The following is a 20082-nucleotide window of genomic DNA, read 5'->3' as shown; positions in this document are numbered from 1 at the left end:
GTAAGGGTCTGGCGGTCGCCGCGGCGTCCACCCTGGCCCTGGCAGCTTGCTCTGCACAGTCTGCGATCGTGGAGAACACCGCGGTCACGGTGGCCTGGAACCAGCCGTTGTACTCGCTTAACTCGAGCACCTCGTCCGGTAACGCCACTGCGAACGCCGTCATCCTCTACATGACGCAGCAGAGCTTCAACTACTACAACGCGGACCAGGAGCTCATCGACAACACGGACTTCGGCACCATGGAGCTCGTCTCCGAGGAGCCGATGACGGTGTCGTACGACCTCGCCGACGGCGTCACCTGGTCGGACGGCGTCGCCGTCGACAACGCGGACCTCCTCCTCAACTGGGCAGCGCTGTCCGGTTACTTCAACGAGGGTGAGCCCGAGTACGACGAGGAGACCGGCGTCATCGTCCCGAACGACGCGCAGGTCTGGTTCGACTCGGTCGTGTACGGCACCGCCATCTCGAACACCGAGCTGCCCGAGATCACTGAGGACGGCACGTTCGAGCTCACCTACACCGAGCCCTCCATCGACTGGAAGCTCAACATGACCGGCGTGGGCGTCCCTGCCCACGTGGTCGCGCAGCGCGCGCTCGGCATCGAGGACGCGGACGAGGCCAAGCAGGCCGTCATCGACGCGATCATGAACTCGGACACCGAGACGCTGGTCAAGCTCGCCAACGTGTGGAACCTCGACTTCGACATCGTCGAGATGCCCGCCGAGGAGGACCTCAACCTGCTGGTCGGCAACGGCCCGTACGAGATCACGGACTTCGTCCAGGACGAGTACATCACCCTGTCCGCCCGCGAGGGCTTCACGGCCGGCCCCGCGCCGTCCGTCGAGACCATCACGGTTCGCTACGTCACCGACCCGCTGGCCTCCATCCAGGCCATCCAGAACGGTGAGATCTCCATCACCCAGCCGCAGGCCACCTCGGACATCCTCGAGGCTGCGCAGGCCCTGGGCGACTCGGTCGTCGTCGACACCGAGCCGGAGGCCGTGTACGAGCACATCGATCTCAACTTCGCCAACGGCGGCCCGTTCGACCCGGCCACCTACGGTGGCGACGCCGAGACCGCGAAGCTGGTCCGCCAGGCCTTCATCACGGCGATCGACGTCAACGAGGTCCTCGACAAGCTGATCGTCCCCCTCCAGGAGGACGCGAAGTGGAACCAGTCGCAGGTCTTCCTCCCCGGTGCCCCCGGCTACGAGGACTCGATCGCCAACAACGGCTCCGAGGTCTACGGCCAGGGCGACGCCGAGGCTGCCCTCGCGCTGCTCGAGCAGGCCGGTGTCGAGACGCCTGTCGACGTGAACATGCTGTACGCGTCGAACAACACGCGTCGCGTCAACGAGTTCACCCTGTACCAGGCTCAGCTCGCTGAGGCCGGCTTCAACCTGATCGACGGCGGCAACGAGTCGTGGGGCTCCCTCCTGGGCACCCCGGACTACGACGCGTGGTTCTTCGGCTGGCAGTCGACCTCGACGTCCCCGCTGGGCGCCGAGTCGATCTTCCGTTCGGACGGCGGCTCGAACTTCACGGGCTACGCCAACGACGCGGTGGACGCCGCGTACACCGAGCTGTCGACGACGTTCGATGAGGACCGCCAGATCGAGCTGCTTCAGCAGATCGACGCGGAGCTCTGGAACGACGCCTACGGCATCACCGTGTTCCAGTTCCCGGGTGTGACGGTGTACGACGCCGACATGACCGGTGTGTCGACGTCCCCGCTGTCGCCGACCATCTTCTGGAACTACTGGGAGTGGGGCGTTCCGGCCGCTGAGTAAGCCTCGGCGACCAGCGTTCTCCGGGACCCCGGCGAACGCAGGGCCCAGGGATGGGGCCGCCGCACGTTGTACCCTGACGTGCGGCGGTCCCATCCGCCGTCCCAGACCGGAAGCTCTATTACCCCTATGACCCGCTTCATCTTCAAGCGGCTCGGCATCGCCCTCGGCGTGCTCGCAGCCGCCACGTATCTCTTCTTCCTCCTCGCCGCCAACGCGGGCGACCCGCTGGATGATCTCCGCGCGTCACAGCAGAAGAACCGCGACGAGCTCATCGCAGCTCGCACCGCGGAGCTCAACCTCGACGTCGCCGTTCCCGTTCGGTATTTCTACTGGGCCAGCGACGCGATCCGCGGCGATCTCGGTACCGACTACCGCACGGGCCAGGAGGTGACCGACATGATCGCCACCGCCTCCGGCCAGACGCTCAAGCTGATCGGTTTCTCCTCTGTCGCCGCGATCGTCCTTGGCGTGATGATCGGTGTGATCTCCGCGCTGAGGCAATACACAGGCTTCGACTACGGCGTGACCGTGGTCAACTTCCTCCTCTACTCCCTTCCCTCCTTCTGGGTCGCGGTGCTCCTCAAGCAGTGGGGAGCGATCGGCTTCAACGACTTCCTCGCCGACCCAGTGATTCCACCGCTCGCGCTGCTCATCATCGGCGCGGGTCTTGCCGTCGTCGTCGGCGCGGCCGTGGGAGGCAAATGGAAGACGCGCCTCCTCGCGGGAGGTGCCTCAGGCGTCTTCGCGATGATCGTGCTGGGCGTCATGTCCGCGACCGGATGGTTCACCGACCCGAGCCTCGGCCCGATCGTGATCCTCGCGCTCGGCGCAGGATTCGCTGTCGCCGTGACGTTCCTTTCGGCTGGTCTCGGCAACCGAAGGGCGCTCTACACGACGCTCGTCATGGCCCTCGTGGGTGGCGTCGCGTGGTTCCCCATGCAGACCGCATTCGGGTACACCGACGGGCTCGTCGCCTTCCTCCAACTGCTCGCGTTCATCGCCGCCGGATACGTCGTCGGCCTGCTCTTCCGCGGCCCGGACAAGAAGGTCTCGGCTCGTGCGGGTGCGATCACCGGTGCGCTGGTCTACGGCCTGCTGTGGCTCGACTACCTGATGAGCTGGTGGCTGCCCTACAACGAGACCGCGGCCATCAACGGTCGTCCCATCGCCACGGTGGGCTCCTCCACGCCGCAGCTGTCCGGCAACACGAACTACTGGGTGGGCACGCTCGACACCTACACGCACATGATTCTGCCGATCATGGCGATCATCCTGATCTCGCTCGCCGGCTACACGCGCTACATGCGCGGATCGATGCTCGAGGTGATGAACCTCGACTACATCCGCACGGCGCGCGCCAAGGGTCTGCCCGAGCGCACGGTCGTGATGCGTCACGGGTTCCGCAACGCGCTGATCCCGCTCGCCACCATCATCCCGGTCGACCTCGCGAGCCTCATCGGCGGCGCGGTCATCACGGAGACGGTGTTCGGCTGGAACGGCATGGGCAAGCTGTTCGTGAACGCACTTCATGAGGCGAACACGAACGTGCTCATGGGCTACTTCCTGGTCACCGGCGTGCTGCTCGTCATCGGAAATATGATCGCGGACATCCTCTACGCGGTCCTCGACCCCCGGATCAGGGTGGACGCATGACAGACTCGAACAACACCGCGACCGCACCAGTGGTCGACGACACCGAGGGCCTCTCGATCGGCAAGATCGTCTGGGGCCGCTTCATCCGCCACAAGGCGGCCATGGTCTCGGCCGTCGTGCTCGCGATCACGGTCGTGATCGTCTTCACGTCGATCGGTGTGGCGGGCATTCCCGGCTGGTGGAAGTGGGGCCCGAACGACCGCGCGGACATCGTCAACCCCAAGGGTGCGCCCACGATGGGCTTCCAGGACGGCTCGTTCCAGATCGGCGACCACCCGTTCGGCCAGGACGAGATCGGACGCGACATCTTCGCCCGCGTGATGCAGGGCGCGCAGGTGTCCGTCCTCGTGATGGTCATCATGGGAGTCGTCGCCACCGCGCTCGGCGTCGCGATCGGCGCCTACGCCGGTTACTACCGAGGCTGGCTCGACAACGCGCTCATGCGCATGACCGAGGTCGTCATCGCCATCCCGACGCTGGTGGTCACCGCCGTCGTGGGGCGCATGCTCTCGGACAAGTCCATCGTGTTCGGGCCCATCTCCATCACCACCAAGGACCCCTGGGTGTTCGGCCTCGTGCTCGGACTGCTTCTCTGGCCCGGGCTCGCCCGTCTGGTGCGTGCCGAGTACCTGTCCTTGCGCGAGCGCGAGTTCGTGGACGCGGCGAAGGTGGCTGGCGCTGAGGACCGCTCGATCATGTTCCGGCACATCCTGCCGAACGCGATGGGCGTCATCATCGTCAACGCCACGCTGCTCATGGCTGCGGCCACGATCCTTGAGGCCGCACTGTCATTCCTCGGTTTCGGAATCCAGGCGCCGAACGTGTCGCTCGGAAAGCTCATCTCCGAGTACAGCACGTCGTTCCAGGTGCGCCCGTGGCTGTTCTGGTGGCCCGGCCTGTTCATCATCACCTTCGCGCTGACCATCAACCTGATCGGTGATGGACTGCGCGACGCCTTCGACCCGCGCCAGAAGCGCATCCCGAAGGCGCGCGAGTTCGCCAAGCGAGCCGCGACCAAGAAGGAGTCGGAGGTGGGTTCGTGAGCCCCCGTAGGAATTCCGGCGAGAAGCCGGCGGCATCGGACGTGACCCCCGCTGACGAGGCCGTTGTGGAGACCGAGCCGACCACCGCGTCGGACGCCCCCACGGACTACCCCGACGAGCTGCCGGTCGAGGGCATCGGACACAAGGTCAAGCCCGGTGACCTGGTGCTGGACGTGGACGACCTGCACGTCGACTTCTACGTCGAGGGCGAGTGGGTCCCGGCCGCGATCGAGCTGACCTATCAGGTCAAGGCGGGCGAGGTCCTCGCGATCGTCGGCGAGTCCGGCTCGGGCAAGACTCAGTCCTCGATGGCGATGCTCGGCCTGCTGCCGCGCAACGGTCGCCACTACGGCTCGGCCAAGCTCAACGGCACTGAGCTCGTGGGGATGTCGCAGCGTGCGCTGTCCAAGGTGCGCGGGCCTCAGGTCGGCGTCATCTTCCAGGAGCCGATGACCGCGATGAACCCGGTCTACACGGTGGGCTTCCAGATCGTCGAGACGCTGCGTCAGCACACCGACCTGAACCCGACGGACGCCAAGGCGCGTGCCATCGAGTTGCTCACCATGGTGGAGATCCCCGAGCCGGAGCGCCGCTTCGACTCGTACCCCCACCAGCTCTCGGGCGGTCAGCGCCAGCGCGCGATGATTGCACAGGCGCTGGCGTGCGACCCCGCGCTACTGTTCGCGGACGAGCCCACCACGGCGCTCGACGTGACGGTGCAGGCCGAGATCCTCGAACTCATCCGTGACCTCAAGCACCGCATCCACGCGGGCATCGTCCTCATCACGCACGACATGGGCGTGGTGGCGGACATGGCGGACCGCATCCTCGTCATGAAGGACGGCCGCCAGGTCGAGGAGGGCCTCACGGCCGAGATCTTCGCCAACCCGAAGCACGAGTACACGAAGGCTCTGCTGAGCGCGGTGCCTCACCTGGGTGCCTCGCTCAAGGACAAGGTTGACAACCGCATCCCGGAGACGGCCGACAAGGTGCTCGAGGCAAAGGGGCTCGTTATCGAGTACCCCAAGAACGGTTCGACGCCGGCCTTCCGCGCGGTGCACGGCATCGACCTCGAGATCCGCAAGGGCGAGATGGTCGCGCTCGTGGGCGAGTCGGGCTCCGGCAAGACGACCGTAGGCCGTTGCGCCGTCGGTCTGCTGCCCGTGCATGAAGGATCCCTCACGGTCAATGGCAAGGACATGCATGGCATCTCCCACCGTGACCTGGCGGACCTGCGCAAGTCGTTCTCGATCGTCTTCCAGGACCCGGGCTCGTCGCTCAACCCTCGCTGGCCCATCGGGCAGTCGGTGGGTGAGCCGCTGGTGCTCGCGGGCTGGAAGAAGGACAAGGTCACCGCTCGCGTCAACGAGCTGCTCGACCAGGTCGAGATCCCCCGCATGTACCGCAACCGCTACCCGCACGAGCTCTCGGGCGGTCAGCGTCAGCGCATCGGTATCGCGCGTGCGCTCGCGCTCGAGCCCAAGCTGCTCATCGCTGACGAGCCGACCTCGGCGCTCGATGTGTCGGTGCAGGCGCGCGTGCTCGAGATCTTCACGGACCTCCAGGCCGAGCACGGCTTCGGCTGCCTGTTCGTGAGCCACGACCTCGCGGTCGTGGAGCAGCTCTCGGACCGCATCGCGGTGATGCGCAACGGCGAGATCGTCGAGCAGGGCACCACCCGGCAGATCATCTCGAACCCGCAGCACGAGTACACGCAGAAGCTCATCGCCGCGGTTCCGGTTCCGGACCCGGCGGAGCAGGCGCGTCGTCGCGAGGCGGCTGGGGTCTGATGGGCGCAGGCGCCTAACGCGCGAGTTCAGCAATGTCGAGAGGCGGGGTCCGGGTCACACCGGGCCCCGCCTTCGTCGTCTCTGACCCTCCCGCCGCATCCCAGTAGTCATTCAGGGCTGATCGGAAGCCGTTCGCCGACTCTGATTGACTACCAGGGCGCGCGGTTACTCGTCGGCGAATGGTTCGAGCTCATCCAGCCCAGGGATGACCACACCCTCGGGCGGGTTCGGCGTCTTGTCGGCTGGCGCAGGCAGTGACGGTGGCGTGAGCCTGTCGCGTGCCTGCTGCTCGCGCATGGCCTGCATGCCCGGCACGAAGATTTCCTCCCACGTCATGCCGCAAGGCTAGCTGCAGCGTCGGGCGTGCGCCGTGTGAGGCGATCAGTGCTCGGACACGCACCATGGCGCCACTGTGGGCCTCACAGAATGCACACCGGACCTCCGGCGGGCGGCGCGCCCGGGCGCGCCGGTAGACTGTTCGCCCGTGGCTCTCACTATCGGAATCGTCGGACTGCCCAACGTGGGCAAGTCCACCCTGTTCAACGCTCTGACCCGCGCGGAGGTGCTCGCGGCGAACTATCCGTTCGCGACGATCGAACCCAACGTGGGAGTGGTGCCGCTGCCCGATGCGCGGCTCCGCAAGCTCGCGGAGATCTTCCACTCGGAGCGCGAGCTGCCGGCGACCGTGTCCTTCGTGGATATCGCAGGCATCGTCAAGGGTGCCTCCGAGGGCGAGGGTCTGGGGAACGCGTTCCTCGCGAACATCCGTGAGGCCGACGCGATCTGCCAGGTCACCCGCGCCTTCGCAGACGCGGACGTCACCCGGGTCGAGGGGTCGGTCGACGAGGCGGGCGACCTCGAGACCATCTCGACCGAGCTGATCCTCGCGGACCTCCAGACGATCGACAAGGTGGTTCCGAGGCTTGAGAAGGAGGTGCGCGCCAAGAAGGCGGCGCCTGAGTTCCTCGCTGCGGTGACGCAGGCGAAGGAGATCCTCGAGGCGGGACAGACGCTGTTCGCCGGCGCCGCGGCCGCCGGTCTTGATATCGCCGACCTCAAGGAGCTCAACCTCCTCACCACCAAGCCGTTCATCTACGTGTTCAACACGGACGATGCGGGCTTGCTGGACGAGGACAAGAAGGCGCAGCTCGAGGCGCTCGTCGCTCCCGCGAAGGCGATCTTCATGGACGCCAAGTTCGAGTCGGAGCTGATCGAGCTGGATGAGGACGAGGCCCGCGAGATGCTCGAGTCGACCGGCCAGACCGAGTCGGGGCTGGACCAGCTCGCACACATCGGCTTCGACACGCTCGGCCTGCAGACGTACCTCACCGCGGGCCCCAAGGAGGCGCGTGCGTGGACCATCCGCAAGGGCTGGACCGCGCCGCAGGCAGCCGGAGTCATCCACACCGACTTCGAGAAGGGCTTCATCAAGGCCGAGGTCGTCTCGTTCGACCACCTGGTCGAGGCTGGATCGATGGCTGAGGCGAAGGCCAAGGGCTGGGTCCGCATGGAGGGCAAGGACTACGTGATGCACGACGGCGACGTAGTCGAGTTCCGCTTCAACGTGTGAGTTTGACGCCCGGCTCGACGCATCATCCCTGGTGATAGCGTCGGCGACATGACTCACGACGCACCTGTGGATCTTGCTGACAAGTTCGCCCTCTTCGCTGAGCACTGGTCGCCCAAGCTGGTCGCACGCATCAATGACTACGACATCAAGATCGTGCGCATCCTCGGGGAGTTCGTGTGGCACACGCACGAGGACACCGACGAGCTGTTTCTTGTGCTGGAGGGGACCCTGACGATTCAGCTTCGTGATCGCGACGTGGTTCTTGAGCCGGGACAGCTCTTCGTGGTGCCTCGCGGGGTCGAGCACTGTCCCAAGGCCGAGGGCGAGGTCAAGGCGCTCCTGTTCGAGCCCGAAGGTGTCGTGAACACCGGCGACGCGGGTGGCGAGCTGACGGCGACAGTCGAGGAAGTCTGAGGTCTTCATGCACGACATCGTTGAGCGCTACCTCGAAGCACTGGCGAGCGCGGACGTGGATGCGGTTCTCGCGCTCTTCGCCCCCGAGGGCGTGGTGCACTCTCCGCTCTACGGCACGATGAGCGCGCGGGAGTTCTACCCGCTCCTGTTCGCAGACACCGCCGAGTCGCGCCTCACGCTTCGCCAGGTGTTTCGCGACGGCGACCGCGGAGTCGCTTTCTGGTTCGACTTCGACTGGACGCTACGCGATGGCACTCCCGCTCCGTTCTCGGTCGTGGATGTCGCCGAGCTCGACGTCGATGGCCGCATTGAGAGGTTGCACATCGTCTATGACACGGCGCCCCTGAGGGCTTCGTTCGACCATGCGACGGTCGCGAGACGGCAGTAGCGGAGTAGCGGGGCACGCGGGTGTGGCGAGCGCGCGTACGGTAGAGGGGATCACGATCAGGGGGAGAGTGACGCTCACATCATGCAGGTACCTGCACGCCGGTCGTCGACGGCGAAGTTCCTCGTGTCGATGGCCATTCTGTTCGGTTCACTCTGTTCGACGGTGATCGTGCCTGCGGTGGCGACCTATCCGTTCGGAGGCACGACAGACCTGCGGCTCGCCTGCGGGATGGGTCGTACTGAGAGCCCGCCGTCGATGGCGGTCTATGAGGCAGCGGGTCTGGACCCGGAAACTGCTTTCAGACACCTCGATGCGTCCCTCACCTCTGTGCTCGCCCGGGTCGACTGCATCTACAGGGACGAGTCGGGTGAGGTGTTCTGGACTGATCGGATGACGCTTGTGCCTGCGCCCCTGATGGCCACCATGTGGCTCACGGTCATCGCGTCTGCGGCAGCTGCGTGGAGGAGTCGCCCGAGGCGGTGGAGCGGTGTGGCCGACAAGACGGATCGCCGAGGAGACGCGCAAGGCCGCGCGGAGCGGCAGCGGGCGCTAGGGGCTGTGTGATGCGGCCCGTGAAGCGAGTGGGGGGTGCCCTGGGTGCGGTGGCGCTGAGCATTGCGGTGGCGGGCTGCACGATCCACCGGGGGCCGTCCGAGCCGGTGGGGACCGTGGTGACGCTTGAGGCGACTCCGTCCCCCTCACAGTCAGAGGCGATCCCCGGGAGCTCTGAGTGGGTTCCAGACGGCTACATCGATCTGGGCTACGGGCAGGCCGTCCCGATCGACAGCCTCGATGGCTGTGAGGCTCCCGCCGATCTGTTCATCGGTACGCGCGATGGTGAGGTGATCACCGAGATCCTCCTTCCCGAGAACCTCGTGGACACGGGTCCGAGGGAGTTCGCGATGGGCGAGGTGGGCTACGACGACGAGGGCCGCATCGCCACCTACACGGTTGCGCCCGGCGACGTGGAGGGCGTCATCGGCGAGAGGCTGTGCATCTTCAACGGGGGGATGATCCCGCATCTCAACGGTCATGCGGGGTGGCAACCGATCCAGCCCGGCGAGGTGCTGGTGATCAATCCCGACGCTGTGCCCGGCTTCGTCTACGAGGATCCGTACGACTGACCTCCAGGCCGTGACGTGACGCAGCGCGCCACCCGTGTCAGGGCCAGGCGAGCGAGCGCGAGCTGGTGTAGTCGCGAGTGGTGCCGTCGAGGGGATCGATGAAGCGCAGTCGGCGTGCCACGAGGCGAAGCGGCTCGGAGAAATCGGCCGACTCGACCTCCAGTACCTCGGGGTAGAGCGGGTCGCCGACGAGCGGAAGTCCCGCATCGGCCATCTGCACCCTGAGCTGATGCGTCTTGCCCGTCACCGGCGTGAGCCGATAGCGCGCCCACGGCCCGCGCGCCTCGAGCAGTTCGACGAGCGTCTCCGCGTTCGCCTCGCCCTCCACGAGTCGCGCCTGAAGCGAACCTTGTTCCTTGACGATGCGTCCCACGAGCCGGCGCGGAAACTCGAGCGACGGGTCGAACCGCGCGATCGCCTCGTAGGTCTTGGTGACGTCGCGAGACTGGAACACCCCGGCGTACGCACCTCGCACCTCCCGCCGCGTGGTGAATATGAGGACGCCCGCCGTGAGCCGGTCCAGCCGGTGCGCGGGAGCGAGCTCGGGGAGATCCAGGGCGAGCCGCAGGCGGACGAGAGCCGTCTCGCGCACGTGCGCTCCCCGGGGCGTGGTCGCCATGAAGGGGGGCTTATCGACCACAACGATGTTCTCGGTCCGATCGATCACGTCGATGGAGAACGGCACCGGCACCTCGGGCGCGACAGCCCGGTGGAACCACACGAACGCATGGGGGCGGTAGGGCTCGTCGCCGGTCCACGCGCTTCCGGAGGCATCGACGAACTCGCCCGCCGCGAGACGCGCCTCGACGTCAGCATGAGAGGGGAGCCTCTCGAGCAGGAACTCGCGCATCGTCGCCCACGGCGCGGGCTCGGGCGCGGTGTTCGGGGTGCGGATCCACGCGGCGTCGATCCCGTCGCGCTGCGGCAGCGGTGAGCGCGGCGGCATCAGCGACGTGTCTCCGACAGCGCGAGGGGCATGCAGAGCATCGTACGGAGCCGCTGTCAGTGGCGCGTCCTACAGTGGCCTCATGGCCACCTCGCGGCAGACGATCGACCACCTGCTTGAGCAGCTCGCGCCGCTCGATGTGCGCGCGAAGGCCATGTTCGGCGAGTACGGCTTCTACTGTGACGAGGTGTTCGTCGGGCTGGTGTGCGACGACACTGTCTATCTCAAGCCGACGCCCGCGACCGACGGCTTCATGACGGGCGCACCGTATCCGGGTGCGAAGCCGCATCCCATCGTCGATGCGGATCTGCTTGAGGACCCCGAGGCGTTGCAGCGCCTCGTTGCGGAGACGGCTGCCGCGCTCCCGCCGCCAAAGCAGAAGCGCTAGCGCCGGCGGGGTCCAGTGCTGGTCCTGAGGCTCTGGTCATCATGGCTGGAGGCGCTTACGGTGAGCGCATGAGCGCGCGCACCCTGATCACCTCCGGCGGACCCTGGGAAGAGCAGGTCGCGTACTCGCGCGCCGTGGTCCAGGGCGACTGGGCGTTCGTCTCCGGCACCACGGCGCCGGGCGATGGAATCGCTGCGCAGGCCGATGCGGCGCTCGCGAGGATCGCGGCGGCGCTCGAGGAAGGTGGCTTCACGATGGCGGAGGTGGTGCGCGTGCGCTACCTGGTGCAGGAGGTCGCCGAGTTCGAAGCCTGTTGGCCGGTGCTGCGCCGCTGGTTCGGCGAGGTGAGGCCGGCGGCCACCATGCAGCAGTGCGGTCTCATCGACCCGTCGCTGCGGATCGAGATCGAGGCGACTGCCTTCCGGGGCTGACATCGTCCAGGCACGGCAGCATGCCTACAGTGGCGCCATGGCCAAGTACATGATCTCGTTCCCCTCCGAGGCGATGGTGTTCCCCGAGGAGGACCTGCCACAGGTGGCGGAGGCGGCGCACCAGGTGATCCGCGACATCAAGGCGGCGGGTGCGTACGTGTTCGGGGGAGGGCTGGACGAGGGCACAGCGCCCGTGCGGGTGCAGGCTGACGGCATCGTCATCGACGGCGCGTACCCGCAGACGGCTCACCTGTGGGGTGGCTTCACGATCGTCGAGGTCGCTACGCGCGACGAGGCACTGCACTGGGCGCAGCAGATCGCTATCGCGTGCCGATGCGATCAGGAGCTGCGCGTGTTCCAGTACGACCCGGAGTCGTAGGGGCAGAGCACAGGCTCAGCGGACAGCGCGCCGCGCCAGATCGGCGATCGTCGCCTCCACGGTGGAGTTGATCGCCGTGAGTGCGTACGACGTCGGCCGCTTTGCCACCGCCCTTCTTCGCGCGTCGGGATTCTGCGACGACGCCGGCGCCCCGCTGAGGACGCCGGCGTCGGATGGCGCGGCGGAGGTCGAACCCCCGACTGCTACGCCGCGTCGCCCCCGTTCGCGAGTGAGCCGCGCAGACGCTCCCTGAGCGTGTTCAGCTCGCGATGGATCTCGTGGGGGACCTTCTCTCCGAAGGTCTCGAGGTAGCGCGCGGCGTCCTCGGACTCGGTGAGATGTGAGCGGGCGTCGACCCGCATGAGTTCGGCGTACTGGGACTCGGAGACGCCTGCGCCGTCGAGGTCGATGGCGCCGGGCGCTGGCAGCGTGCCGACGGGGGAGGTCACCCCGTCGGCCTCGCCGCTGAGGCGGCCCAGTATCCAGGCGAGCACGCGGATGTTGTCGCCGAATCCTGGCCACAGAAACTTCCCGTCGGCGCCCTTGCGGAACCAATTGACCTGGAACACGGCGGGGGGCCGCTGGCCCGCCTTGCGCACCGCGGCGCCGACGTCGAGCCAGTGCTGCCAGTAGTCGGCCATGTGGTAGCCGCAGAACGGCAGCATCGCGAAGGGGTCGCGGCGCAGCTGCCCCACGGTGCCCTCGGCCGCGGCCGTCTGCTCGGAAGAGATCGTCGCGCCCATGAACACGCCGTGCTCCCAGTCGCGGGCCTCCGTCACGAGCGGCACGTTGGTGGCGCGCCGTCCTCCGAAGATGATGGCGTCGAGCACCACGCCTTCCGGGTCCTCCCAGTCGTCGGAGATCGTGGGGCACTGGGCGGCGGCGACGGTGAAGCGCGCGTTCGGGTGGGCCGCGGGCCTGCCCGACGCGGGGGTCCAGTCCTCGCCCGTCCAGTCGGTGAGGTGCTCGGGCACCTCGTCGGTGAGGCCCTCCCACCAGACGTCGCGGTCGTCCGTGAGCGCCACGTTGGTGAAGACCGTGTTGCCCCACAGCGTCTTCACGGCGGTGAGGTTGGTGCTCTCGCCGGTGCCGGGCGCGACGCCGAAGAAGCCCGCCTCGGGGTTGATGGCGCGCAGCCGCCCATCGGGGCCGGGTGCGATCCACGCGATGTCGTCGCCGATGGTCTCGACCTTCCAGTCCGGCAGCGTCGGGGCGAGCATCGCGAAGTTGGTCTTGCCACATGCGGAGGGGAAGGCCGCGCCGACGTGGAACACGCGCCCCTGGGGGTCGGTGACCTTGAGCAGCAGCATGTGCTCGGCGAGCCACCCCTCGTCGCGGGCGATGACCGAGGCGATGCGCAGGGCGAAGGCCTTCTTGGCGAGGATCGCGTTGCCGCCGTACGCGGATCCGAAGGACCAGATCTCGCGCGTCTCGGGGAAGTGGCAGATGTACTTGGTCTCGTTGCAGGGCCAGGGCACGTCCTTCTGGCCGAGCGACAGCGGCGCTCCGACAGAGTGCACGGCCGGGACCCAGTGCGTGCCGGGGCCGATCTGCTTGAGCGCCGCGTCGCCCATGCGGGTCATGGTGCGCATGCTCGCGACCACGTAGGGCGAGTCGGTGACCTGCACACCCAGGCGCGCGAGCGGGCTGCCGACGGGGCCCATGGAGAACGGCACGACGTACATGGTGCGGCCGCGCATGACGCCGTCCATGAGCGCGGTGAGCGTCTCGCGCATCTCGCGCGGCTCCGCCCAGTTATTCGTGGGGCCGGCGTCCTCCTCGCGGTCGGAGCAGATGAAGGTGCGCGACTCGACACGGGCCACGTCAGAGGGGTCGGAGCGCACGAGGTAGCTGTCGGGGCGCTTGCGCGAGTCGAGCCGGATGGCAGTGCCGTCGGCGACCAGTCGGTTCATGAGTCCCTGAAGCTCCGCCTGCGAGCCGTCGCACCAGACGACGCGATCCGGGCGGGTCAGCGCGGCGATCTCCTCGACCCACGCGACGACGCGACGGTCGGCGTGCAGGGGGGCGCTCGCCGTGGCGAGGGTGGAGTGCGCGGTGGCGGTCATGGGGGACTCCCTCGGTACTTTGCGCGATTCTTGCTTCCTGGTTCGACGATAGGCATCGTTCCGATCATCTGGCGACGATTTCTGCGCGTAAGTTCTCGTGAAGTTTCTGTATGGTGAAGTCATGGCTGATCTTGCAACCCTCGGTCGCCGGGTGCGGCACTATCGCACCGCGGCCGGGCTCACTCTCGACCAGCTGGGTGGCGACGTCGGACTCGCGGCGAGCCAGCTGTCCCTCATCGAGAACGGCAGGCGCGAGCCGCGCCTGAGCCAGCTGGGAGACATCGCGCGCAGGCTGGGTGTGGAGGTCTCGGATCTGCTGGACTCGTCGCCGCCGGACGAGCGCTCGGCGCTGGAGATCGAGCTCGAGCGTGCGCAGGCGAGCCCCGCGTACCGCGAGCTGGGCCTGCCGTCGCTGCGGGCCGCCAAGTCGATGCCCGACGACACGCTGCGCACCCTCGTGGGGCTGCATCGCGAGCTGGACCGCCGCGCGCGTCAGGCCATCGCCACCCCGGAGGCCGCCCGCCGTGCCAACACGCGCCAGCGTCGGGCGATGCGGGAGGTCGACAACTACCTGCCCGAGATCGAGGCGATCGCCGACGAGGCGGTGGCCAGCGTCGGGCATGTTGGTGGTGCGCTGACGCACCGGTCGGTCGCGGAGATGGCGGAGCGACTCGGCCTGGAGATCGTGCACGTGGACGATCTGCCGCACTCGGCGCGTGCCGTCCTCGATCCCGACCGGGGCCGCATCTACATCCCGCCCGCCTCGATTCCCGGCGGGCACGGCCTGCGGTCGCTCGCCCTGCAGGCGATGGCGCACGTGGTGCTGGAGCATCGGGCGCCGGTCGACTATGCCGACTTCCTGCGACAGCGGCTCGAGGCGAGCTACTACGCGGCCGCGTGCCTCATGCCGCGCGGGCCGTCGGTGCAGTTCCTGCAGCGCGCCAAGGAGGAGCGGCGCATTGCCATCGAGGACTTCCGCGACGCATTCGGCGTCACTCACGAGGCGGCGGCGCTGCGGTTCACGAACCTTGCGACGTCGCACCTCGGCATCCGCCTGCACTTCGTGCGCGTCACGGGCGACGGCGCCGTGGAGAAGGTCTACGAGAACGACGACCTGCCGCTGCCGGTGGACGTCACGGGGTCCACGGAGGGCGAGATCGTGTGCCGGCACTGGAGCGCGCGCCGTGCATTCGCCCGGACCACGCGCACCACGGAGTACTACCAGTACACGGACACCCCGGTCGGCACGTTCTTCGAGTCGACGCAGACCGGCACGGGCCCGCTCGGCGACTACTCGATCACGCTCGGCGTGCCGTATGCGGAGTCGCGGTGGTTCCGCGGGCGAGAGACCTCGGAGCGCGCGGTGTCGCGCTGCCCTGAGCTCAGCTGCTGCCGCGCGCCCGATGCGGAGCATGCCGCGCGGTGGGAGGGGCGGGCCTGGGCGAGCGCCCGGGTGCATACGCACACCTTCTCGCCGCTGCCTCACGGCACCTATCCGGGAGTGGACGACCGGGAGCTGTACGAGTTCCTCGCCAGCCACGTCGACGACGAGGGCTGAGTCGCGCCGGCCCGACGCGGCGGCCGGGTCAGTGGTCGCGCGTCAGTCGCTCTGGCGTGCGCGGAACGCGGCCTGGGCGGCGCGGTTGGTGCAGGTCGTGGAGCAGTACTTGCGGGAGCGGTTGCGCGAGAGGTCGAGCACCACGCCGTCACAGTCGTCCATCTCGCAGCGGTCGAAGCGGCTCATCTCGTCCGCGCGGATGACGTCCGTCATCGCCATCGCGGTCTCCACGAGGATGCGCTCCGCGAGCGGGCGGTCGTCCGTGGTGGCGTGGATGTGCCAGTCGACATCTCCGTGACGTACGAGCCGGGGGAGGGCGCCCTGCTCGGCGAGGATCCCGTTCACGAGCGGGACCGCGCCGTCCCGTGTGGCCTTGAACAGCGCGTGCAGGCGGGGGCGGATTTCGCGGACCTGCTCCAGGTCGGCTGCGGTGGGGCGATCCCCGGTGTATTCGTGCGCGTCGAAGAACGTGTCGAGGTCGTCGAAGGTCGTCAGCGTGTCAGGCTCGAGCCACGAGTTCGCGAGGAACACGGCGGACTCGAGGGCCGCGATCGTGTCAGGAGTGAAAGGCACTTTGACACATTACCATCCAAGGTCTAGTGTCAGGAGTCATGCAGACGTTGACTCATGACGCGCCGGTGGGGCGCGTCGCCTCCGGCGTGGGCCTCGCGATCGTCTCCGCAGGGTCCTTCGGGATGTCCGGCCCGCTCGCGCGCGGGCTCATGGATCTCGGATGGACCGCCGGGGCCGCGACCCTCGTGCGCGTGAGCATCGCGGCCGCAGTGCTGCTCGTACCCGGCATCGTCGCGCTGCGCGGCGACTGGGGTGCGCTGCGTCGAGGTGCGCGGACGATCCTCGCCTACGGCGCCTTCGCCGTCGTCGGAGCTCAGCTGTGCTACTTCATGGCGGTCGGCACGCTCGACGTCAGCGTCGCCCTGCTCATCGAGTACCTCGCACCCGTCGCGGTGGTGCTGTGGATGTGGCTGCGCCACGGGCACCGCCCCGCGCGCGCCACGGTCGCCGGCGCCGCGCTCGCGGCGATGGGACTCGTGCTCCTGCTCGACGTGCTCGGCGGCGGCATCGTCAGCGCGAGCGGCATCGCGTGGGCGCTCGGCGCGATGATCGGCGCCTCGGTGTACTTCGTGATCTCCGGAGACACCGGCACCGGGCTGCCCCCGATCACGCTCGCCGCGGGCGGCCTGCTGGTCGCGGTCGTCGGGCTCGGAATCGCCGCCGCGACCGGCGTGCTCCCGGTCGAGCTTGCGATGGGAACCGTCGACTTCATCCCGTTCGACGCTCCCGTGTGGGCCGTGCTCGCCGCGCTGGGAGTCATCACCGCAGGCGTCAGCTACGTGACCGGCATCGCAGCGACGCGCCGCCTCGGCGCACGCCTCGCAAGCTTCATCGCGCTCAGCGAGGTGCTCGCCGCGACCCTCTTCGCATGGTTCCTGCTGGGACAGGCCCCCGGCCCGATGCAGATCGGCGGCGCCGCCCTCGTGCTCGCCGGCGTCGTGGTCGTCAAGCTCGGCGAGCGCGACGTCGTCCCGCCCGTCGCGGCCGAGGCGCCGGTGCTCGAGCCGAGCGTCGGCGAGCAGCTCGTCGCCGAGGCGCTCGGAGCCGACCCGGCCGTCGCGACGGACGCAGGCCAGACGACCGACAGCCCGCACACGATCGGCGCCTGACCCGGCCAGAGCGTCGGGCGGGCAAGGTTCAGACCTCGAGTGGCTCGTCGGGCTCGCCGAACGTCAGCCAGCCCTTGTCGATGCGGGCGGCGCGCGGCGTGACCCACGCGGTGTCGATCGGTCCGTAGATGTGAGGGAAGAGTTCGTCGTCGCCCTCGTAGCGCACCTCAGTACCGGCAGCGCGCACCGTGTCCTCGTCCATCACGAGCGCCACGAGTGGCTCGGCGACATCGGAGTAGAAGCGCTTCGCAGTGCCCGGCAACTGCATCCAGGTGGAGCAGTGGATGAAGCCTTCGGACTCGAGGGTCATGCCGCGCCCGGAGATCCGGTACTCCCCGGCGGCAAGCGCCGCGTCCCAGTCTGATGCGAGCGCAAGGTGAATGATGTCCATGCACCCAGCCTGCCACCGCGTCGGGCGTGTTCGGCTCTCCTGCCGCTAGAATGGAATGTCGGCCCAGGGAGGGACCGGCTCCCTCCCTTACGAAACGAGTTCTCGCATGCCCCTGCGCTCAGACCTGCGCAACGTCGCGATCGTCGCCCACGTCGACCACGGCAAGACCACCCTCGTGGACGCCATGCTCGTCCAGGGCGGCGCCTACGGCGACCACGCCCACGTCGAGGACCGCGCCATGGACTCCGGCGACCTGGAGCGCGAGAAGGGCATCACGATCCTCGCGAAGAACACCGCCATCCGCTACACCGGTGAGGCGGCCCCCGAGGGCGGCGCGACGATCAACGTGATCGACACCCCTGGTCACGCGGACTTCGGCGGCGAGGTCGAGCGCGGGCTGTCCATGGTGGACGGCGTCGTGCTCCTCGTCGACGCTTCGGAGGGTCCGCTCCCGCAGACTCGCTTCGTGCTGCGCAAGGCGCTCGCCGCGAAGCTTCCGGTCATCATCGTCGTCAACAAGGTCGACCGCCCCGACTCCCGCATCGACGAGGTCGTCGAGGAGACCCACGACCTGCTGCTGGGCCTCGCCTCCGACCTCGAGGACGAGGTTCCCGACCTCGACGTGGACGCGCTGCTCGAGGTCCCCGTGGTCTTCGCCTCCGCGAAGGCAGGCATCGCCTCGCTGACGCAGCCCGCCGACGGCTCGCTCCCCGAGGGCGACTCGGTCGAGCCGCTGTTCAAGGTCATCATGGAGCGCATCCCCGCGCCGTCCTACGAGGATGGCGCCCCCCTGCAGGCGCACGTCACCAACCTGGATGCCTCTCCCTTCCTCGGACGCCTCGCGCTGCTGCGCGTCTACAACGGTGAGATCCGCAAGGGCCAGCAGGTCGCGTGGGCCCGCCAGGACGGCACCCTCAAGCAGGTGAAGATCACCGAGCTGCTCGAGACCAAGGGCCTTGAGCGCGTCCCCGCCGAGAAGGCCTTCGCGGGCGACATCGTCGCGATCGCGGGCATCGAGGACATCACGATCGGCGAGACGATCACGGACCTCGAGGACCCGCGCCCCCTGCCGCTCATCACGGTGGACGACCCGGCGATCTCGATGACCATCGGAATCAACACCTCGCCGCTCGCCGGTCGCGTCAAAGGCGCCAAGGTCACCGCGCGCCAGGTCAAGGACCGCCTCGACAAGGAGATCATCGGAAACGTCTCCATCCGCGTGCTGCCCACCGAGCGTCCGGACGCGTGGGAGGTGCAGGGCCGCGGCGAGCTCGCGCTCGCGATCCTCGTCGAGCAGATGCGCCGCGAGGGCTTCGAGCTCACCGTCGGCAAGCCGCAGGTCGTCACCAAGGAGATCGACGGCAAGGTCCACGAGCCCATGGAGCACATGACGATCGACGTGCCCGAGGAGCACCTGGGCGCCGTCACGCAGCTCATGGCCTCGCGCAAGGGCCGCATGGAGTCCATGTCGAACCACGGCACCGGCTGGGTCCGCATGGAGTTCATGGTTCCCGCGCGCGGCCTCATCGGCTTCCGCTCGACGTTCCTCACCGACACGCGCGGCACGGGCATCGCCTCATCGATCGCGGCGGGCTACGAGCCGTGGGCCGGTCTGATCGAGTACCGCACCAACGGCTCGCTCGTCGCGGACCGCTCGGGTGCCGTCACCTCGAACGCGCTCATGGCGCTGCAGGACCGCGGCACCTTCTTCGTGGGCCCCACGGAGGAGGCGTACGAGGGCATGGTCGTCGGCGAGAACAACCGCAACGAGGACATGGACGTCAACATCGCCAAGGAGAAGAAGCTCAACAACATCCGGTCCTCGACCGGTGAGGAGCTCGAGCGTCTCGCCCCGCCGCGCCGTCTGACCCTCGAGGAGTGCCTCGAGTTCGCCCGTGAGGACGAGTGCGTCGAGGTGACGCCGGAGAACGTCCGCATCCGCAAGGTGATCCTGGACCAGACGGTGCGCGGCCGTGAGGCCTCGCGCGCCAAGCGCCAGAACGCCTGACGCCTCGCGACTCGCTCCACAGGGCGAACGGACCCACCAGGCATCGACCGTAGAGTGGACGCCATGACTCAGCGCATCCTCGGCCTGCTCGCGGTGCTCGCCCTGGGCGGCGTGGTCGGGCTCGTCGGCGTGCTGGCGCATCGTGCCTACCCGTGGTTCGGGCTCGTTGCCGTCCTGGTGCTGACCCTGGTGGCGGCGGTCTTCGTCCGCGCGTGGTCCAGCTGGCCGGCCCTGGGGGTCTTCACGGCGGGCCTCGCGATCGCGGTATCCGTGTTCGCCCAGGAGGGGCCGGGCGGCGGGCTGCTGCTCGTCGAGGACGCGCTCGGCTGGACGTATCTGGTCGGCGCTGCGGGAGCGGTCGTGCTCGCGGCGGTGATCCCCGCCAAGGTCCTCGTGGGAAGCCACGATGTCGCGTAGGCGCAGGCTCGAGCGCGAGATCGCTCAGGCGGAGCTCGCCGCAC

General features: G+C 68.3%; 20 protein-coding genes. 15 read left to right on the top strand and 5 right to left on the bottom strand.

Annotated features, from left to right (window positions below):
• The first annotated feature begins 68 nt into the window (after window positions 1-68).
• From B7K21_RS08745 to B7K21_RS08730, 4 genes are all read left to right on the top strand, one after another.
• A complete protein-coding gene (locus tag B7K21_RS08745) occupies window positions 69-1790 on the top strand; it encodes an ABC transporter family substrate-binding protein (RefSeq protein ID WP_159448461.1) in 1722 nt (573 codons plus the stop codon).
• A 126-nt stretch (window positions 1791-1916) separates the two neighbouring features.
• Window positions 1917-3443: an ABC transporter permease gene (locus B7K21_RS08740; protein WP_084075063.1), complete on the top strand. Its 1527-nt coding sequence runs from the start codon at window positions 1917-1919 to the stop codon at window positions 3441-3443.
• Window positions 3440-4486, top strand: coding sequence for an ABC transporter permease (locus tag B7K21_RS08735; protein ID WP_084075062.1), 1047 nt, complete (start codon window positions 3440-3442; stop codon window positions 4484-4486). The genes B7K21_RS08740 and B7K21_RS08735 overlap by 4 nt, the downstream gene beginning before the upstream one ends.
• A 134-nt stretch (window positions 4487-4620) precedes the next feature.
• Window positions 4621-6276, top strand: a complete 1656-nt coding sequence (locus B7K21_RS08730) for an ABC transporter ATP-binding protein (protein WP_084075462.1) — start codon at window positions 4621-4623, stop codon at window positions 6274-6276.
• Between the two features lie 165 nt (window positions 6277-6441).
• Here B7K21_RS08730 and B7K21_RS12595 read toward each other — a convergent pair whose 3' ends face one another.
• Window positions 6442-6612 (bottom strand): hypothetical protein, encoded by a 171-nt coding sequence (locus tag B7K21_RS12595; RefSeq protein WP_159448460.1) that lies wholly within the window; start codon window positions 6610-6612, stop codon window positions 6442-6444.
• Window positions 6613-6760: 148 nt separating this feature from the next.
• On the opposite strand from B7K21_RS12595, the gene ychF reads away from it, so the two are divergent.
• The 4 genes from ychF (at window position 6761) to B7K21_RS08705 (ending at window position 9772) form a co-directional block, all read left to right on the top strand.
• Window positions 6761-7846: a redox-regulated ATPase YchF gene (ychF, locus tag B7K21_RS08725; RefSeq protein ID WP_084075061.1), complete on the top strand. Its 1086-nt coding sequence runs from the start codon at window positions 6761-6763 to the stop codon at window positions 7844-7846.
• Between the two features lie 48 nt (window positions 7847-7894).
• On the top strand, window positions 7895-8260 hold the full coding sequence (locus B7K21_RS08720) for a cupin domain-containing protein (RefSeq protein ID WP_084075060.1): 366 nt from the start codon (window positions 7895-7897) through the stop codon (window positions 8258-8260).
• 7 nt (window positions 8261-8267) lie between these two features.
• Window positions 8268-8648: a nuclear transport factor 2 family protein gene (locus tag B7K21_RS08715; protein ID WP_084075059.1), complete on the top strand. Its 381-nt coding sequence runs from the start codon at window positions 8268-8270 to the stop codon at window positions 8646-8648.
• 563 nt (window positions 8649-9211) lie between these two features.
• Window positions 9212-9772 carry a hypothetical protein gene (locus B7K21_RS08705; RefSeq protein ID WP_084075057.1) on the top strand — a complete coding sequence of 187 codons (561 nt, stop codon included), beginning with the start codon at window positions 9212-9214 and terminating at the stop codon, window positions 9770-9772.
• Between the two features lie 37 nt (window positions 9773-9809).
• Here B7K21_RS08705 and B7K21_RS08700 read toward each other — a convergent pair whose 3' ends face one another.
• Window positions 9810-10718 carry a pseudouridine synthase gene (locus tag B7K21_RS08700; protein WP_084075056.1) on the bottom strand — a complete coding sequence of 303 codons (909 nt, stop codon included), beginning with the start codon at window positions 10716-10718 and terminating at the stop codon, window positions 9810-9812.
• 82 nt (window positions 10719-10800) lie between these two features.
• On the opposite strand from B7K21_RS08700, the gene B7K21_RS08695 reads away from it, so the two are divergent.
• The 3 genes from B7K21_RS08695 to B7K21_RS08685 all read left to right on the top strand — a co-directional run bounded on the left by B7K21_RS08695 (window position 10801) and on the right by B7K21_RS08685 (window position 11916).
• A complete protein-coding gene (locus B7K21_RS08695) occupies window positions 10801-11106 on the top strand; it encodes a TfoX/Sxy family protein (RefSeq protein WP_084075055.1) in 306 nt (101 codons plus the stop codon).
• 68 nt (window positions 11107-11174) lie between these two features.
• The gene (locus tag B7K21_RS08690) at window positions 11175-11537 is read left to right on the top strand and encodes a Rid family hydrolase (protein ID WP_084075461.1); all 363 of its coding nucleotides are present in this window, start codon (window positions 11175-11177) and stop codon (window positions 11535-11537) included.
• A gap of 37 nt (window positions 11538-11574) precedes the next feature.
• Window positions 11575-11916 (top strand): YciI family protein, encoded by a 342-nt coding sequence (locus tag B7K21_RS08685; RefSeq protein WP_084075054.1) that lies wholly within the window; start codon window positions 11575-11577, stop codon window positions 11914-11916.
• Window positions 11917-12119: 203 nt separating this feature from the next.
• Here the strand turns inward: B7K21_RS08685 and B7K21_RS08680 are convergent, their stop codons facing one another.
• Window positions 12120-13982 carry a phosphoenolpyruvate carboxykinase (GTP) gene (locus B7K21_RS08680; RefSeq protein WP_084075053.1) on the bottom strand — a complete coding sequence of 621 codons (1863 nt, stop codon included), beginning with the start codon at window positions 13980-13982 and terminating at the stop codon, window positions 12120-12122.
• Between the two features lie 121 nt (window positions 13983-14103).
• On the opposite strand from B7K21_RS08680, the gene B7K21_RS08675 reads away from it, so the two are divergent.
• Window positions 14104-15540 (top strand): helix-turn-helix transcriptional regulator, encoded by a 1437-nt coding sequence (locus B7K21_RS08675; RefSeq protein ID WP_084075052.1) that lies wholly within the window; start codon window positions 14104-14106, stop codon window positions 15538-15540.
• Between the two features lie 42 nt (window positions 15541-15582).
• Here B7K21_RS08675 and B7K21_RS08670 read toward each other — a convergent pair whose 3' ends face one another.
• The gene (locus B7K21_RS08670) at window positions 15583-16113 is read right to left on the bottom strand and encodes an ABATE domain-containing protein (protein ID WP_084075051.1); all 531 of its coding nucleotides are present in this window, start codon (window positions 16111-16113) and stop codon (window positions 15583-15585) included.
• A 38-nt stretch (window positions 16114-16151) separates the two neighbouring features.
• On the opposite strand from B7K21_RS08670, the gene B7K21_RS08665 reads away from it, so the two are divergent.
• Window positions 16152-17222: a DMT family transporter gene (locus B7K21_RS08665; protein WP_084075050.1), complete on the top strand. Its 1071-nt coding sequence runs from the start codon at window positions 16152-16154 to the stop codon at window positions 17220-17222.
• Window positions 17223-17250: 28 nt separating this feature from the next.
• On the opposite strand, the gene B7K21_RS08660 is transcribed toward B7K21_RS08665, so the two are convergent.
• On the bottom strand, window positions 17251-17613 hold the full coding sequence (locus B7K21_RS08660) for a DUF952 domain-containing protein (protein ID WP_084075049.1): 363 nt from the start codon (window positions 17611-17613) through the stop codon (window positions 17251-17253).
• A 106-nt stretch (window positions 17614-17719) separates the two neighbouring features.
• On the opposite strand from B7K21_RS08660, the gene typA reads away from it, so the two are divergent.
• Together typA and B7K21_RS08650 are read left to right on the top strand one after the other, a co-directional pair.
• The gene (gene typA, locus B7K21_RS08655) at window positions 17720-19621 is read left to right on the top strand and encodes a translational GTPase TypA (protein ID WP_084075048.1); all 1902 of its coding nucleotides are present in this window, start codon (window positions 17720-17722) and stop codon (window positions 19619-19621) included.
• Between the two features lie 63 nt (window positions 19622-19684).
• Complete coding sequence (locus tag B7K21_RS08650; protein WP_084075047.1) at window positions 19685-20038, top strand: hypothetical protein; 354 nt, start codon at window positions 19685-19687, stop codon at window positions 20036-20038.
• Window positions 20039-20082 lie beyond the last annotated feature (44 nt).

The organism is Demequina sp. NBRC 110052, assembly GCF_002090075.1.
Taxonomy (GTDB): domain Bacteria; phylum Actinomycetota; class Actinomycetes; order Actinomycetales; family Demequinaceae; genus Demequina.
Note: the sequence above shows the minus strand (reverse complement) of the source record. Positions and strands in the feature narration are given on the sequence as shown.

Excerpts from the sequence above, each read along its gene's own strand:
- B7K21_RS08740 (WP_084075063.1), top strand. The coding sequence starts at position 1,917 with ATGACCCGCTTCATCTTCAAGCGGCTCGGCATCGCCCTCGGCGTGCTC.
- B7K21_RS08735 (WP_084075062.1), top strand. The coding sequence starts at position 3,440 with ATGACAGACTCGAACAACACCGCGACCGCACCAGTGGTCGACGACACC.
- B7K21_RS12595 (WP_159448460.1), bottom strand. The coding sequence starts at position 6,612 with ATGACGTGGGAGGAAATCTTCGTGCCGGGCATGCAGGCCATGCGCGAG.
- B7K21_RS08720 (WP_084075060.1), top strand. The coding sequence starts at position 7,895 with ATGACTCACGACGCACCTGTGGATCTTGCTGACAAGTTCGCCCTCTTC.
- B7K21_RS08715 (WP_084075059.1), top strand. The coding sequence starts at position 8,268 with ATGCACGACATCGTTGAGCGCTACCTCGAAGCACTGGCGAGCGCGGAC.
- B7K21_RS08705 (WP_084075057.1), top strand. The coding sequence starts at position 9,212 with ATGCGGCCCGTGAAGCGAGTGGGGGGTGCCCTGGGTGCGGTGGCGCTG.
- B7K21_RS08700 (WP_084075056.1), bottom strand. The coding sequence starts at position 10,718 with ATGCCGCCGCGCTCACCGCTGCCGCAGCGCGACGGGATCGACGCCGCG.
- B7K21_RS08695 (WP_084075055.1), top strand. The coding sequence starts at position 10,801 with ATGGCCACCTCGCGGCAGACGATCGACCACCTGCTTGAGCAGCTCGCG.
- B7K21_RS08690 (WP_084075461.1), top strand. The coding sequence starts at position 11,175 with ATGAGCGCGCGCACCCTGATCACCTCCGGCGGACCCTGGGAAGAGCAG.
- B7K21_RS08685 (WP_084075054.1), top strand. The coding sequence starts at position 11,575 with ATGGCCAAGTACATGATCTCGTTCCCCTCCGAGGCGATGGTGTTCCCC.
- B7K21_RS08680 (WP_084075053.1), bottom strand. The coding sequence starts at position 13,982 with ATGACCGCCACCGCGCACTCCACCCTCGCCACGGCGAGCGCCCCCCTG.
- B7K21_RS08675 (WP_084075052.1), top strand. The coding sequence starts at position 14,104 with ATGGCTGATCTTGCAACCCTCGGTCGCCGGGTGCGGCACTATCGCACC.
- B7K21_RS08665 (WP_084075050.1), top strand. The coding sequence starts at position 16,152 with ATGCAGACGTTGACTCATGACGCGCCGGTGGGGCGCGTCGCCTCCGGC.
- B7K21_RS08660 (WP_084075049.1), bottom strand. The coding sequence starts at position 17,613 with ATGGACATCATTCACCTTGCGCTCGCATCAGACTGGGACGCGGCGCTT.
- typA (WP_084075048.1), top strand. The coding sequence starts at position 17,720 with ATGCCCCTGCGCTCAGACCTGCGCAACGTCGCGATCGTCGCCCACGTC.
- B7K21_RS08650 (WP_084075047.1), top strand. The coding sequence starts at position 19,685 with ATGACTCAGCGCATCCTCGGCCTGCTCGCGGTGCTCGCCCTGGGCGGC.